Source organism: Marinitoga sp. 1197 (assembly GCF_001021165.1).
Lineage (GTDB): Bacteria > Thermotogota > Thermotogae > Petrotogales > Petrotogaceae > Marinitoga.
The window spans coordinates 12,702-27,686 of the sequence record NZ_AZAY01000009.1 but is presented as its reverse complement, the minus strand read 5'-3'; the positions used below and the strand labels follow the sequence as shown (position 1 = coordinate 27,686).

At 28.3% G+C, this 14,985-nt stretch carries 11 protein-coding genes; 3 read left to right on the top strand and 8 right to left on the bottom strand.

From position 1 onward, the window contains the following. Positions 1 to 5: 5 nt before the first annotated feature. The 7 genes from X275_RS02585 to X275_RS02555 all read right to left on the bottom strand — a co-directional run bounded on the left by X275_RS02585 (position 6) and on the right by X275_RS02555 (position 9,633). On the bottom strand, positions 6 to 1,841 hold the full coding sequence (locus X275_RS02585) for an ABC transporter substrate-binding protein (RefSeq protein ID WP_047267393.1): 1,836 nt from the start codon (positions 1,839 to 1,841) through the stop codon (positions 6 to 8). Between the two features lie 271 nt (positions 1,842 to 2,112). Next, on the bottom strand, positions 2,113 to 3,390 hold the full coding sequence (aroA, locus tag X275_RS02580) for a 3-phosphoshikimate 1-carboxyvinyltransferase (protein WP_047267392.1): 1,278 nt from the start codon (positions 3,388 to 3,390) through the stop codon (positions 2,113 to 2,115). Next, positions 3,387 to 4,205, bottom strand: a complete 819-nt coding sequence (gene aroF, locus X275_RS02575) for a 3-deoxy-7-phosphoheptulonate synthase (RefSeq protein ID WP_052913555.1) — start codon at positions 4,203 to 4,205, stop codon at positions 3,387 to 3,389. The genes aroA and aroF overlap by 4 nt, the downstream gene beginning before the upstream one ends. A gap of 134 nt (positions 4,206 to 4,339) precedes the next feature. Beyond that, positions 4,340 to 5,989: an alpha-amylase family glycosyl hydrolase gene (locus tag X275_RS02570; protein ID WP_084825080.1), complete on the bottom strand. Its 1,650-nt coding sequence runs from the start codon at positions 5,987 to 5,989 to the stop codon at positions 4,340 to 4,342. Between the two features lie 10 nt (positions 5,990 to 5,999). Next, positions 6,000 to 7,073 (bottom strand): glucose-1-phosphate thymidylyltransferase, encoded by a 1,074-nt coding sequence (locus X275_RS02565; protein ID WP_047267391.1) that lies wholly within the window; start codon positions 7,071 to 7,073, stop codon positions 6,000 to 6,002. Then, the gene (locus tag X275_RS02560) at positions 7,070 to 7,834 is read right to left on the bottom strand and encodes an inositol monophosphatase family protein (RefSeq protein WP_047267390.1); all 765 of its coding nucleotides are present in this window, start codon (positions 7,832 to 7,834) and stop codon (positions 7,070 to 7,072) included. The genes X275_RS02565 and X275_RS02560 overlap by 4 nt, the downstream gene beginning before the upstream one ends. Beyond that, on the bottom strand, positions 7,831 to 9,633 hold the full coding sequence (locus tag X275_RS02555) for a TIGR03960 family B12-binding radical SAM protein (protein ID WP_047267389.1): 1,803 nt from the start codon (positions 9,631 to 9,633) through the stop codon (positions 7,831 to 7,833). Before X275_RS02555 ends, X275_RS02560 begins: the two co-directional genes overlap by 4 nt. Positions 9,634 to 9,986: 353 nt before the next feature. Between X275_RS02555 and X275_RS02550 the strand changes: the two genes are divergently transcribed. The 3 genes from X275_RS02550 to X275_RS02540 are packed head-to-tail and all read left to right on the top strand — an operon-like array spanning position 9,987 to position 12,960. Further along, entirely contained in the window at positions 9,987 to 11,249 is a 1,263-nt protein-coding gene (locus X275_RS02550; RefSeq protein ID WP_047267388.1) for an ABC transporter substrate-binding protein, read from the top strand. A gap of 8 nt (positions 11,250 to 11,257) precedes the next feature. Beyond that, positions 11,258 to 12,133 (top strand): carbohydrate ABC transporter permease, encoded by an 876-nt coding sequence (locus tag X275_RS02545; protein WP_047267387.1) that lies wholly within the window; start codon positions 11,258 to 11,260, stop codon positions 12,131 to 12,133. Beyond that, positions 12,130 to 12,960 carry a carbohydrate ABC transporter permease gene (locus X275_RS02540; RefSeq protein ID WP_047265913.1) on the top strand — a complete coding sequence of 277 codons (831 nt, stop codon included), beginning with the start codon at positions 12,130 to 12,132 and terminating at the stop codon, positions 12,958 to 12,960. The genes X275_RS02545 and X275_RS02540 overlap by 4 nt, the downstream gene beginning before the upstream one ends. Before the next feature lie 101 nt (positions 12,961 to 13,061). On the opposite strand, the gene X275_RS02535 is transcribed toward X275_RS02540, so the two are convergent. After that, positions 13,062 to 14,984 carry an ABC transporter ATP-binding protein gene (locus tag X275_RS02535; protein WP_052913552.1) on the bottom strand — a complete coding sequence of 641 codons (1,923 nt, stop codon included), beginning with the start codon at positions 14,982 to 14,984 and terminating at the stop codon, positions 13,062 to 13,064. Position 14,985 lies beyond the last annotated feature (1 nt).

The following is a 14,985-nucleotide window of genomic DNA, read 5'->3' as shown; positions in this document are numbered from 1 at the left end:
CTAAATTATTCATCTGATTTCCAGTATGCGTAATAATCGTCACCTGGTCTAATTGAATTTGGATACCAACCTTTTAACCATTTTCTATGTACTCTTACACCTACTGGTTGATATAATGGAACACCTAATCCTTCTCTGATTACAAATTCCTGTACTTTAATATAGATTTCTTCTCTAGCTTTAGGATCTGTTAATGATGCTGCTTCTTCTATCATTTCATTTAATGTTTTTCCACCAAAGAATGCCTGTGGTTTGTTTGCAAATTGTGCATATTTTTCACCAAAGTAATAACCATAGTCACCATTACTGTGGTAGAATGTATAAATAAAGTTGTTTGGATCTGGATAATCTGCTAACCAACCTAAGATGTATAATGGCATTTTACCATTTTTTCTTGCATCTAAGAATGTTGGCCACTGAACACCTCTAACTTCTGCCTGGAATTTTGCATTTATTTTCTTTAAAGAATCTGCTAATAATTCTGCTGATTTTTGTCTTGCTGCGTTTCCTGTGTTGTAAAGTATTGTCATTTTGAAACCTTTTCTCCATAATTGTCCTCTAAATGCTCTCTTGAAGTATTTTGTTGCTTCTTTTAAATCGAATTTTGGTTTTGGTAAATTATCGTCATATCCTAAGAAACCTTTTGGCATTGCTGTTGGTACTAATTCGCCATATCCATCTAATACTTCATCGATCATCTTTTTGTAGTCAAATGAATATATGAATCCTAATCTTACATTTTTATCTGCAAAGAAATCTACAGGTATTCCATTTCCATCTAATTTTCCGCTTCCAATATATGGAGAATCTGGTTTTACCTGCCAATTGAAGTTTAATGTTGTTACAGATACACTTGGTAATCCTTCGATAATTTCTATATCAGGATTTCCTTTTATCTGGCTTAAGTATTGTGCTGGAACTGCTACAATATCAGCTTCACCTTTTTCTAATAATGCTTTTCTTGTTGACCATTCATCTACTCCCCAGATAACTACGTTTTCAACTTTTGCTGGACCTCTCCAGTATTCTGGGAATGCTTTTAATGTTACTTTCTGTTCTGCTCTGTTCCATTCTACTAATTCGTATGGTCCTGAACCTATTTCTTTTGCATATAATGGTGAATCTTCTTTCTTCCAATCATGGAATTTCCACCATCCGTCTGCTTTTCCGTCCCATAATCCTAATCCCATTGCTGCTTTACTGTCTAATATTGCTCCCCATGATGAACCCTGAGCTATGATGTTTAAAAAGTATACTTTTGGTGCTGCTAAATGGAATACTACGTAATCTCCATCTACTTCAACTTTTGAATTTATATATTTTTCATAGAAATCTAATAATATCTGTTTTGCTTCATCATTTACTGGTTCTTTTGTTTCAGGATTTACTAATTCTGACCATGATTTTCCAGTTAATCCTTTTACTGCTGATTTTAAGCTGAAGTAATCTCCAAAGAATACTTCGTATAACATCCAGATTGGTCCTCCACCAGGATTTCCAATTAATGCTCTTTCAAATGTGTATTCTACGTCATATGGTGTTAATTCGTTTCCGCTGTGGAATTTAACCCCTTTTCTGATTTTGAATTTTACTGTATTTCCGTCTATTTCCCATGATTCTGCTATTCTTGGTTCAAATTCACTTAAGCTTGAACCTTTGTACTGAATTAAGTTATCATATACGTTATAAATAACTTCTCCACTTGCTGTATCATATGCTTGATGTGGATCTAATGTGTCTGGTTCCCCAATTGTTACGTCAACGATTGTATTGGGGTTCATAACTGCTGCAAATGTAAAGATAGAAAATACTAACAATAATGCTACTAAAAGTTTCTTCATACAGTCCCCTCCTTATATAAAATTTATTCCGGATATATTTTACCACAAAAAATTTAAAATTACAAATACTTTATCAAAGTTTCTTAGATATTAAGCATCTTCGACATTATTATCTTTCATATTTCATTATAATAAATTTTAACATTTACAATTTTCTTATTATTATGAATTTTCTTTCATAATCTCTTTATTTTGAGTTTTTACTTGTAAATTCTATGTAAACTGAATATATTTTATTATTTGAATTCTTCAAAAAGCAAAGACTTGATTGTTATTCAAATTTTTTACTTTCTTCAGTAATATTAAGTAAAACTTTATAAAACCCTGGAAAAGAAACATTTACAGACACTGTATTGTCTATTTCTATTCCCTCTTCACTTATTAATCCAGCTATTGAAAACATCATTGCTATTCTATGATCATTATACGTTTTTATTTTCCCACCAATTATTTTCTGTTTTCCCTCTATTTCAAATCCATCTTCTAATTCTTTAATGTTAATTCCTATATTTTTCATATTTTCAACAACTGATTTTATACGATCACTTTCTTTTACTCTCAATTCTTTAGCTTTTTTTAGTACTGTTTTCCCCTGTGCTTTAGCTCCAATTAAAGATAGTAAAGGTAGTTCATCTATGGCATTTGGGATTAATTTTTCAGGAATCACAATCCCTTTTAAATCATTAGAAGTTTCAGCTATTATTTTTCCAATTGGTTCTGGCTCGTTTTCATGAATTTCATAATAAACATTTGCATTCATTTTTTCTAATATTTTTAAAATTCCTATTCTTGTATGATTAAGATTTACATTATTTATTTCTATTTTTGCGTTTGGATGTAATATTGCAAGGGTTATAAAGAAAGAAGCTGAAGAAAAATCACCCGGGATTTTGAAATTTAATGGCTCAAGATCAGATTTTCTTATTCTAATTGAATCTTTTTTTATTTCAATATTTGCATTCATAAATTTTAATAATCTTTCAGTATGATCTCGCGTTCCTTTATCCCCTTTTATTATTGTCTCTCCATTAGCTTTTAATCCAGCAAGAATTATAGAAGATTTTAATTGAGCACTTGGAATAGGCATTTCATACTCAATAGCCTTTAATTCACCACCTTTAATTATTAATGGCATTCTCTCATTTCTTGATTTTATTTCTGCTCCCATTAAATTCAATGGTTCAATTATTCTTTTCATAGGTCTTTTTGATAACGATTTATCTCCATATAATATAAATAATCCATTTTTAGATGCTAAAAAGCCACTCATTAAACGGGCTGTTGTTCCTGAATTTCCACAATATAATGGGCTTTCTATTTCTTTTATGTTTTTTGGTACTACTATCAGCTTGTTAGAATCTCCTTTGAATTTTACACCTAACTTTTTTAATATATTATATGTTCTTTTTGTATCCTTAGCATTTAAAAGATTATGTATTATACTTTCATTCTTCGCCATAGAAGATAGTATCAATGTTCTATGGGTTATTGACTTATCAGCTGGAACTATTATTTTTGCTCTTATTTTTCTTATCGGTTTTATCTTCATAATATTTCTACTCCAAAAGCTCTTGATATTTTTTTCAATTCTTTTACGATTGTTTCAAAACTTTTGAACATTAAACTTTGTTTTCCATCAGATAATGCTATTTGTGGATTTGGATGTATTTCAACCATTATTCCATGTGCTCCAACTGCTAAAGATGCTTTTATTAAATCAGGAATAATATCACTTCTTCCCGCCGCATGGCTTGGATCTATAATTATTGGTAAATGTGTTTCTTTTTTTAAAACGGGTATTGCAGAAATATCCAATGTGTTTCTTGTTTTAGTTTCAAAAGTCCTTATTCCTCTTTCACATAATATAATATTTTTATTTCCTTCAAACGCTATATATTCTGCAGAATATAAAAATTCTTCTATTGTCATCATAAACCCTCTTTTTAATAATACTGGTTTATTTAATTTCCCTACTTTTTTCAATAATCCAAAATTTTGAGCATTTCTAGAACCAATTTGAATTATATCTGCACATTCATTCACCATTTTCAAGCTATCTTCATCTAAAGCCTCAGTAATTACTTTCAAATTATATTTTTCTGCTGCTAATTTCAAATATTCAAGTCCTTTTTTACCTAAACCTTGGAAAGAATATGGAGAAGTTCGCGGTTTAAAAACTCCCCCACGCATTATTTTTACATTTAATTCGGAAAGAAAATGTGCTGTTTCCTCTATTATTTCTTTATTTTCAACTGAACAAGGTCCTGCTATTATCGGAAAATAATCTTGTCCTATTTTTACATCTTCTAAATCAATAATTGTATTTTCATTTATTGATTTTCTATTCACTAATTTTAAATCCATTTTATCCTCCAACAAAAAACTATTTTTTTAAAAACTATTTGCCTAAAAACATCTTACAAATTATTATAGCATCGATTTTTAAAAATTTATAGTAATTTTTGATTAAAAAAACTTGTGCGATTTGCACAAGTTTTTTAGTCTTTAAAAATTATCCATGAATATTCATAAGGTTTCAATTTGATTTTTAAGATTTTTTCTTTACTAAATAATTCAAAACCTTCATTTTTCAATTCAATACTCTTATTTTCCTCAGATAAATTATGAAAGGCCAACAACATTCTATTTTTTAATCTCTTTTTTACTACAAAAATATTTCTATCTTTTACAGGCACAACTTCACCTTTTTGTTCAAAAAACTCTATGTTTTCTTTCCTAATTTTCAACATATTCTTTACTGTATTAAATACTATATATTCTTTTGAACTTTTGTTTTTTAATTTTTTTTCAATTTCATCCCAATTAATAGGACCTCTATTTAAAAATCTTGAGTCTTTAAAACCTGTTTTTTCAACCATTTTATTGTAAAAATCATGGTCATTTTCTAAAGCTATCTCATCTCCATAATAAATAATAGGAGAACCCTCTGTTGTAAACAATATCGAAAATGATAATAATACTTTTCTTATGTCTCTATCTAACAATTCATATAATCTTCCTGAAATTCCTTCACCCTCTCTAAATATCCAGAGTCTATTTTTTAAATAATATTTATTCATCTTTTCTCTTTCTTCTTTTGTTACAAATTCAAGAGTTAACTCATCGTGACACCTTAAGAACGTAAACCATCTGCAACTTTCAGGAATATTTGGCGTGTTTTCTACCTTTAAAGCTTCAAAAACATGCATATAATTTTTTTCAGCTAATGTAAGAAAAATCTTTGGCATTAATGGAAAATGATATCCCGCATGACATTCATCCCCATTACCAAAATATTTTACTACATCCCTTGGTTTCAAATTAGCTTCTGCAACTAATATTGTACCTTTTTCTAAATAATCTAATGAATTTCTAAAAATTTTTAATATTGTATGTGTTTGAGGTAAATTTTCACAATTTGATCCTTCTTCTTTCCATAAAAATGGGGCTGCATCCATTCTAAAACCATCTATTCCCATTTTTTTCCAGAATACTAATATTTTTATCATTTCAATTAGTACTTGTGGATTTTTATAGTTTAAATCTGGTTGAAAAGGATAAAATCTATGAAAATAATAATCTTTTGTTTCTTCATTATATTCCCAATTGCTATTAACCATTCCCTTAAATAATAATCTTGCTTCTTTATATTTATCAGTATTTTCATTCCAGATATAATAATCTCTATATGGAGAATTTTTTGAACTCCTAGATGATTTAAACCACGGATGTTCATTTGATGTGTGATTAATAGCTATATCAAATATTACCCTTATTTCTTTTTCATGGGCTTTATCAAGAAATAATTTGAAATCTTCATTGCTTCCAAGATCTTTTCTTATTTTATAGTAATCTTTGATGTCAAATCCTTGATCCATTAGAGGTGAATCCAAAACTGGTAATAACCAGATTGTGTTTATCCCTAAATCTGACAAATAATCGATTTTATCAGTTAATCCTTTGAAATCTCCTGCATATAAATCCACATAAAGTGAGTATATTACTGCCTTTTTATACCATTCAGAGTCTAATTCCTTTTCGGAAAATAGCTGTTTTTCAGATTTTAAGTATTCAATTAATTCTTTTAATTTATTTTCTGTACTTTTGGGATAAACATCATACCATAATTTTTCTATATGTTTTAACATGTAAACACCTCTATCTTGGAATTTCTATTTTTGAATAATCACCTATTACCAATTTTATTGATTTTGGTTTCGAATCTGAGCTTATAACAGTGGCATTTGCTCCAATTATACTTGAGTCTAATCTTGTTTCTAAATGTGCTATTGTTGCTTTATCTAATATAATTGAATTTTCTAATTCAGCATTTTCTATAGTTACATTTCCTCCAATACTTGTATATGGCCCAACATAGGAGTCAGAAATTAATACATTATCTCCTATAATTACAGGACCCCTAATAACACTATTTAATATTCTAGAATTTTTTCCTATTATTACGTTTCCATGTATTGAAGAATTTTCATATACGATACCTTCATTTTTACTTTCTTTTAATTGCTCTAATATTTTTCTATTTGCTTCTATTAAATCTTCCGGTTTTCCTGTATCCTTCCACCATCCATATACAATGTGTGCTCCAACATTTTTGTTATTTTCTAATAACCATTGTATAGCATCCGTTATTTCCAATTCCCCTCTCCACGAAGGTTTTATATTTTTTATAGCCTCAAAAACAATTGGTTTAAAGATATATACACCTATAATAGCTAAATTAGATGGTGGATCTTTCGGTTTTTCAACAACCCTTATAACTTTATTATCTTTTAATACAGCAATACCAAATCTTGATGGATCTTCCACTGGAGTTAAAAGAATAAATGAATCCATATCATTATTATCAAACTCTTTTATGAATTTTCCAAGATCTACTGTAACCAGGTTATCTCCTAAATACATCAAGAATTCTTCATCTTTCAAAAATTCTTCTGAAATAGCTACAGCATGAGCTAAACCCTTTGGTTCCTCCTGAACTATATATGTTATATTTAATCCTAAGCTTGATCCATCACCTAAAGTTGTTTCAAAATCAGATTTGTTATCAGGATTAACAACAATTCCAACATCATTAATTCCAGCTTCCTTTATCATTTCCAAACTATATACAATAGTTGGTTTGTTTGCAATTGGTATTAATGGTTTTGCATTTGTAAAAGTCAATGGTCTTAATCTTGTTCCTTTACCTGCACATAATATTAATGCTTTCACAACAACACCCCCTGTAAATTTTTAATTATATCTTTATAGATATATGGATTTGAATAAATATTTTTTTTATTAAATATATTTGTCTTGTTACCATAATAATCAGTAATTATTCCCCCGGCTTCTTTTACTATTATATAACCAGCTGCAACATCCCAGGGATTGCCTTTTACCGAAATAAATGCATCAAAATAACCTGTACCAACATATGCAATTTGTAATGCTGCGGTCCCAAGTAATCTTATTCTCATAACCTTTGTCTCAAAGGATTCAAAAAATTTAAACGTTTTTCCTCTTATGTTTCCCATTGAAATCATTGCATCATCCAAACTTTTAGCCCAATTTGGTATAATTTTTTCATCATTATACTTTATGCCTTTATTTTCTTCGGCTGTTATAATTTGATTTATTACTGGAGCATATATTATACCATATTTTGGTTCATCATTTTCAACATAAGCAGCGGATATACAAAACATTGGTAGCATTTTAGAAAAATTAACAGTTCCATCTATTGGATCTATTACCCAATACCCATTTGTTTTAGGTTTTTTATCTTTTCCATTTTCTTCACCTAAAAAACCTATATCTGGAAATTTTTGTGTTAATGTATTATATAAAAATTCTTGAACTCTCAAATCCAAAGAAGTTACTAAATCATGTTTTGATGATTTGCTCGATATTGTAAATTCTTTTTCTCTCCATTCAAGAAGTTTTTTTCCAACTTCAATTACTTTTTCTTTCAAAAAATCAAATTCTTTCATTTTTCCACCCGCTTAACTAAAATATTTTTTAATCCTGTTTTTATGCATACACCACATAATGTACATATATCCCATCGACAATCATCTGTTGTTTTTCCATCTGTCGCTTTTTTCATCTCGTTATTTATAAAATCATCCTTTAATAAAATATCTATTATTTTCCATGGTAATTCATTAGTTTCTATTTTTTCAAGATATTTTTTAGTATCAATGCCTAATTCATTTATTTTTCTTGCCCATTTTCTGAAATCAAATTCTTCATCCCACTCATCAAATATTGCATTTTCTTCTAATGCTACTTTATATATTAGTTCTGATAATCTTCTATCTCCTCTTGACAATAACGCTTCAATTAAACTAATGTACGGATCATGTACTTTTAATTTAGCAAAACGTTTCACTTCATTTAATATCTTTATTTTTTCTTTTATCTCTTTTGGTTGATAAAATCTCTCTTTTTCAAAAGGTGTATGCGGCTTTGGAATAAATATTGACACATTCACTGTTATATCCTTTATTTTTATTTCTTTTTTTATTTTTTTTGTTAATTCAACTATGGCTCTCACATCTTCTTCTGTTTCTGTTGGAAGACCTATCATGAAATATAATTTTATCCTTCTCCAGCCACTTTTTTTAGCATATTCTACAACATTCAAAATTTCTTCTTCAGATATATTTTTATTAATCACATCCCTTAACCTTTGAGAACCAGCTTCTGGTGCAAAGGTTAATCCTGTTTTTCTTGCACCTGATATTTTGCTTCCAATTTCTATTCCAAATTTATCAACTCTACTTGAAGGAAGAGATATGGAAATTCTATTTTCTTTAAGAAATGGTTCTAATTCATTTAAAACATTTTCCAAATCAGTATAATCTAACGTGCTTAAAGATAATAGGGATAGTTCATTATAACCTGTCTTTTCAAGCGTTTCCAAAGATAATTTTATTATTTTTTCCGCTGTTCTTTCTCTTACTGGTCTATAATAAAACCCCGCATGACAAAATCTACATCCTCTATTACATCCCCTCATTATCTCCACTATCGCTCTATTATGTATAGTTCTAATTTTAGGAACAATTTGCTCAGTTGGAAATGCCATATTATTGAGATTCCTAATTTTTCGTATTTTTATCCTTTTCTCATAATCCGGAACTACAAACCCTGATTCAGTCTCCTTTAATTTATAATATTTCGGCACATAAAAACCTTCTGTTTCATAAATTCTTTTTATTTTTTCTTCTCTGGTTAAATCACCGGATAATATTTCTATTAAATCATCTATTACTGCTTCGCCATCGCCATTATAAAAAGCATCGATAAAATCAGCAATGGGTTCCGGATTAGATGCACTAGGGCCGCCTGCTATAATTATAGGATCATTTTCTGTTCTATCTTTAGAATATATTGGTATATTTCCAAGTTTTAAAGCATGAATAATATTTGTATATGAAAGCTCATATTGAAGCGTTATTCCAATTAAATCCATTTTTTTTATTGGTGTATATGTTTCCAGAGTATATAACGGAATATTTGCATTTTTCATTTCTTCTATCATATCTTTCCAAGGTAAAAAAATTCTTTCCGCAAATACATTTTCCTTTTGATTAAATGAATGTATTAATATTTGAAATCCTGTATGAGACATTCCAACTTCATATAAATCAGGAAACATCAATCCGATTCTTATTTTATTTTCCACTTTTTTTATTTTTAAATTATATTCTCCACCTATATATCTTGCAGGTTTCCTAACTCGATGTAAAACTCCAGATGCAAATAACCACTTTCCTATATTCATATATTTCCTCCTAAAACCATTTTATGATTAAGTATATCATAATTGTTTTTAATATATGTAAAATTTAGAAAAAAACTTTTTGATTAATCTATGTTAAATATGATATAATAAATTGTGAATAGAATGTCTAAAAAGTAAAGCAAGCGAAAACTCGCAGATTGTCTGAAAAAATGGCGAATGAAGCCGGTCAATTTTGCACGGATGCAAAATTGAGTGAAGCCGAACATGGATGTGAGTCTGATACGATCGGCGAGAATGAGCTATTTTTGAAGATTAACAATCAAGGTTTGAGCGGCTTTACTGTTTGGACGATCTAAATTGTAAACACAATCATAAGTCAGGGGGTGTTATGTATGAAAAGGTTGTTTTTGATTATTTCTATTCTTTTAGTTTCTCTATTTGTATTTTCAGAAGAAGTTATCACGTTAAATCTAATTGAAGCATTTTCAAGTCCGTGGAGAACACCTACATTAAACAAAATAATTGAAATGTTTGAAACATTAAATCCCGGAATAAAAATAAATGTCATCTCACCACCTTATGAGACAGCATATCAAAAAATAAATTTAATGGTTAGCACAGAACAACCACTTGACATTGTAGAAATTGGAGATTGGAATTTAAGCACTTTAGCTGCAATGGGAAAATTAGAAGATTTAACTCCTTATATTAATAATTGGCCAGAAAAAAATGATTTAATAGATGGGGTTTTAGAAGCTGCAAGTATATATAAAAATACACCTTATTTATTGCCTCATGGAATATTTGTAAAAACGTTATTTTATAGACCTGATATTTTATCTAAATACGGATTTAAAAATTACCCTAAAACAATGCAAGAAATGTACGATATGGCAAAAAAACTTACAGAATCTGGGAAAAATCAATATGGTTTTGACTTCAGAGGAAAAGGATACCCTACTGCATTTATAGATATTGTAGTAACTTCTTTCTTTGATGATATTGATCCAAATAATATGTATTTAACAAAGGATGGGAAATTAATTTTTGATGACCCTAGAGCTATTGAAGGATTAAACTTTTATGTTAGCTTATTTAAAGATACTGCTCCAAAAGATTCTGTTAATTGGGGATGGGATGAACAGGTTAACGCTTTTGTTTCTGGTATAACTCCGCTATTATTCCAGGATCCTGATACCACAGGTATGCTAAATGAAATGTTAAAACCTGGGCAATATAAAACTGCCCCATTGCCTGTTGGTGTAAGCGGAAAAGCTTATCCAACATTTGGCTTTGTTGGTTGGGGAATACCAACATATTCCAAACACAAAGATTTAGCATGGAAATTTATAAAATTTGTTAGTTCTTCAGAAATCAACGGATATTGGAGTAAGAGTTATGGTGCTTTACCTATATTAAAGTCCGTCTATAAATACGACTCATATTTTAGTTCTAATATTTTCGAAGGATGGACAGAAATGTTTAAAGATCCTAAACATTATCAATTCACACAATATCCATTAGATAATGAAAATTGGGGAAAATGGAATGAATTTCAAGAAAAAACTATGCAACAGGTATTATTAGGAAAACTTTCTGTTGTTAGATGTTTAAAACAATGGTCAGACTTCTGGAAAGATGCTGGTATTAAATAGGTGATTAAATGAAACAAAGAAAATTTATTATACTTATGCTATTGCCAACAATTCTTTTAATTTCATTTATTATTTTATACCCCACGATAAGTGGGGTTTTGCTTTCTTTCAAAAATTATTCTATTTTTAATTTTGGAAAAGTCAAATGGGTAGGTTTTGAAAATTATAAAGAAATCTTTTCTGATGTTTTTTACATTGATATTGTCTGGAATACAATAAAATGGATTTTCTTTTCTGTATTTTTTCAATTAATCTTTGGGTTTATTCTGGCATTATTAATGAAAGAACCGTTTAAAGGAAGAGGATTATATGCAGGGTTTGTTTTTTATCCATGGGCAATATCTGGTTTTGCTATAGGACTAATATGGTCATGGTTACTTAATGGTCAATTTGGAGTAATAAACGATATATTATTACGAATAGGCTTTATTAAAGAAGGTTTTAACTTTTTATCTGATCCGTCATTGGCAATGTTTTCTGTTATATTAGTTAATGTTTGGTATGGAATACCATTTTTCGCTATTATGATTTTAGCCGCATTGCAATCAATACCAGATTCATTGTATGAAGCAGCTGAAATTGATGGTGCAGGTTATTTTACAAAACTTTTTAAAATAACTATTCCATATATTAAACCTACATTAATAAATACTATTTTATTAAGAATAATATGGGTTATGAATTTCCCTGATGTTATATATGGAATGACTCGAGGCGGACCTGCTGGAAGCACAGAAATATTATCAGTAAAAATGATTAATACTGTATTTTATGAATCAAATTATAGTAAAGCTGCTGCTCATGGTGTAATTATAGTTACTGTTCTTGTATTATATACTATTATGTATTTAAAATTGACTTCTAAAAAGGAGTTTTCATTATGAAGAAAAAAACAATATGGCAAATTGTACGATTTATATTATTAGCATTATTTTTATTATTTGCTATATTTCCTCTTTACTGGATTATATTAACTTCATTTAAACCTGTATATGAATTATATACATTTCCAATAAAATATTGGACAAATAATCCAAGTTTATACGGATACAGAAAATTATTTGAATTTGTTAATTTCAAACAATATTTTTCTAATAGTATTTTTGTTTCTTTAATTGCAGCTTTTATCTCAACAATTTTTGCAATGTTAAGTGGGTATATATTATCTCGAAAAGAGTTCAAATGGAGATATATTGTTATTTTATATCTATTTTTCTCCCAAATGATACCGTCCTATCTAATTATGGTTCCACAATACATTATGTTCTCAAAATTCCATTTGATTAATAAATTAATTAGTATAATAATAGTATATAGTGGTTTTGGTGCAGCATTTAGCACAATTATGGCTAAAGGTTTTTTTGATAGAATTCCAAAGAGCATAGAAGAAGCTGCTTTAATTGACGGATGTAATGAAATACAATCATTATTTAAAATTACTGTTCCATTAATGCTTCCTGGATTATCTGCAATTTTAAGTTTTTCGTTTGTTAATAACTGGAATGAACTATTTACAGCTGTTATGTTTTTAAACACTGCAGATAAATATACTGTCCCTGTTGGTTTATATTCAATTGTATCAAAAGCAGGAATTCAATGGAATGTGTTATCTGCAGGAATAGTCATAGCTCTTTTGCCAACTATAATTGTTTTTTCCATTGCACAAAAATATATTATATCAGGTTTAACTCAAGGTAGTCTAAAGGACTAAAAACAAATCCCGGTAAAAACCGGGATTTGTTTTGTGGTTAAATATTGAATTTTACAATGATATTATATAAGCTGTGTAAAATAAATATTTATAATTTCTTTTTATGTATTGCTATATTGCAATCTATATAAATCATAATAAATTCCTCTTTTATTCATTAATTCATTATGAGAACCCTCTTCAACTACTTTTCCTTTATGAACAACTAATATTTTTCTTGATGTTTTTATTGTCGATAATCTATGAGCTATTGACAATATAGTTACTTTGCCTATCAGATTTTCCATTGCTTTTTGAATTAAATACTCTGTTTCTACATCTATATTTGCTGTAGCTTCATCTAAAATTATTATTTTTGATTTAAACACTACTGCTCTTGCTAATGCTATTAATTGCCTTTCGCCAGCTGATAATGTACTTCCCCTTTCTAAAATTTTTGTATAATATTTATCTGGAAATTTTTCAATCATTTCATGAGCATGAACCTGTTTTGCAGCTTCAATTACTTCTTTTTCACTTACACTATCATCGAACATTCTGATATTATCTAATATTGTCCCTGTGAATAGAAAAACATCTTGCGGAACTACAGCAATTTGCCTTCTTAATGCGTGTAAATCATAATCATTTAAATCTTTTTCATCTATATATATATTACCCATTTGAGGTCTATATAATCCATTTATTAACTTAATTATAGTGGTTTTTCCAGAACCTGTTTCACCTACTATTGCTATATTATCCTTTTCTTTAATTTTAAAGGATATATTTTTTAATATATAATTCTCCTTTTCATATGCAAACGACACATTTTTAAATTTTATACTCCCCATTTTTATCTCTTTGTATTTTCCTCTACCAAAATCTTCTTGTTCTAATTCTTTTAGTCTGAAAATTTTTTCTGCTGAAGCAAACGCATTTTGTAATATATCATATTTTTCTGCAATATCAAATAAAGGTCTAAAAAACATATCTATATATGATGTAAAAGCAACCAGTATTCCAAAAGATACAATATTTTGTTTAAATAATTTTGATCCGAACCAGAACAAAAGAGATATTGTAATATAATACATTACGTTCATAAATGGTCGAAATAAACCATTCAATATTATTTGCTGCATTCTTGACTTATATAATTTATGGCTTAAATCATAAAATTCTTTTCTTTTTCTGTCCTCCTGATTAAATGCTTTTGTAACATTGGCTCCAGATATGTTTTCAGCAAGAAAAGAATTTGTTGCTGAAATCCTCGTTCGTGTTTTTGAGTATATTTTTTTATCCAATACGCCAAATATCCATGTTGATATCATTATTAAAGGAAACATTAATATTACATATGTTGAGAGTTTAATATTCATTTTAAACATGACAATTATAACTCCTACTATAATTGCAACATCTTTTGTTAAACTTGTTAATACATCTGTGAAAAATTGTGAAAGATTTTGGGTATCATTTACAGTTCTTGTTGTAATTTTACCAGTAGGATTTTTTGTAAAAAAATCCAAGGGAACAGAAAGAATATGAGTATATAATTCATCTCTTATATCATAAATAACCTTTTGACCTAATAAATTTGAAAATATCACTTGCCCATAATTAAATAATAATTGTCCAAAAAAAAGCGAAACTATTATTAACGAGTATATTGTAATATCGTTTAATGATTTCTCTTTAATTTTATTAACAAATTCATTGCTTACTGGTATTTTTTCATTACCTTTTGTCATATAGTATTTATTTTCTATATTTTTTAATATATAATCCCCCTCCGGTGAAGAAATGAATTCATTATTTTCTATTTTAAATTTATATGTTGAATTTATCACATTATCTATTACATATCTCATCACAGTAGGTATTGTTAAATCTACTACAGTGGATAGGAATAAAAATGAAAAAGAAAATATTAATATTACATAATATTTTTTCATATATTTCCACAACATAGAAAATATTTTCATATTAGATACACTTCGTTGATTTTCTTCTTTTAATATATCTGTATGAGCTGTTCGCATA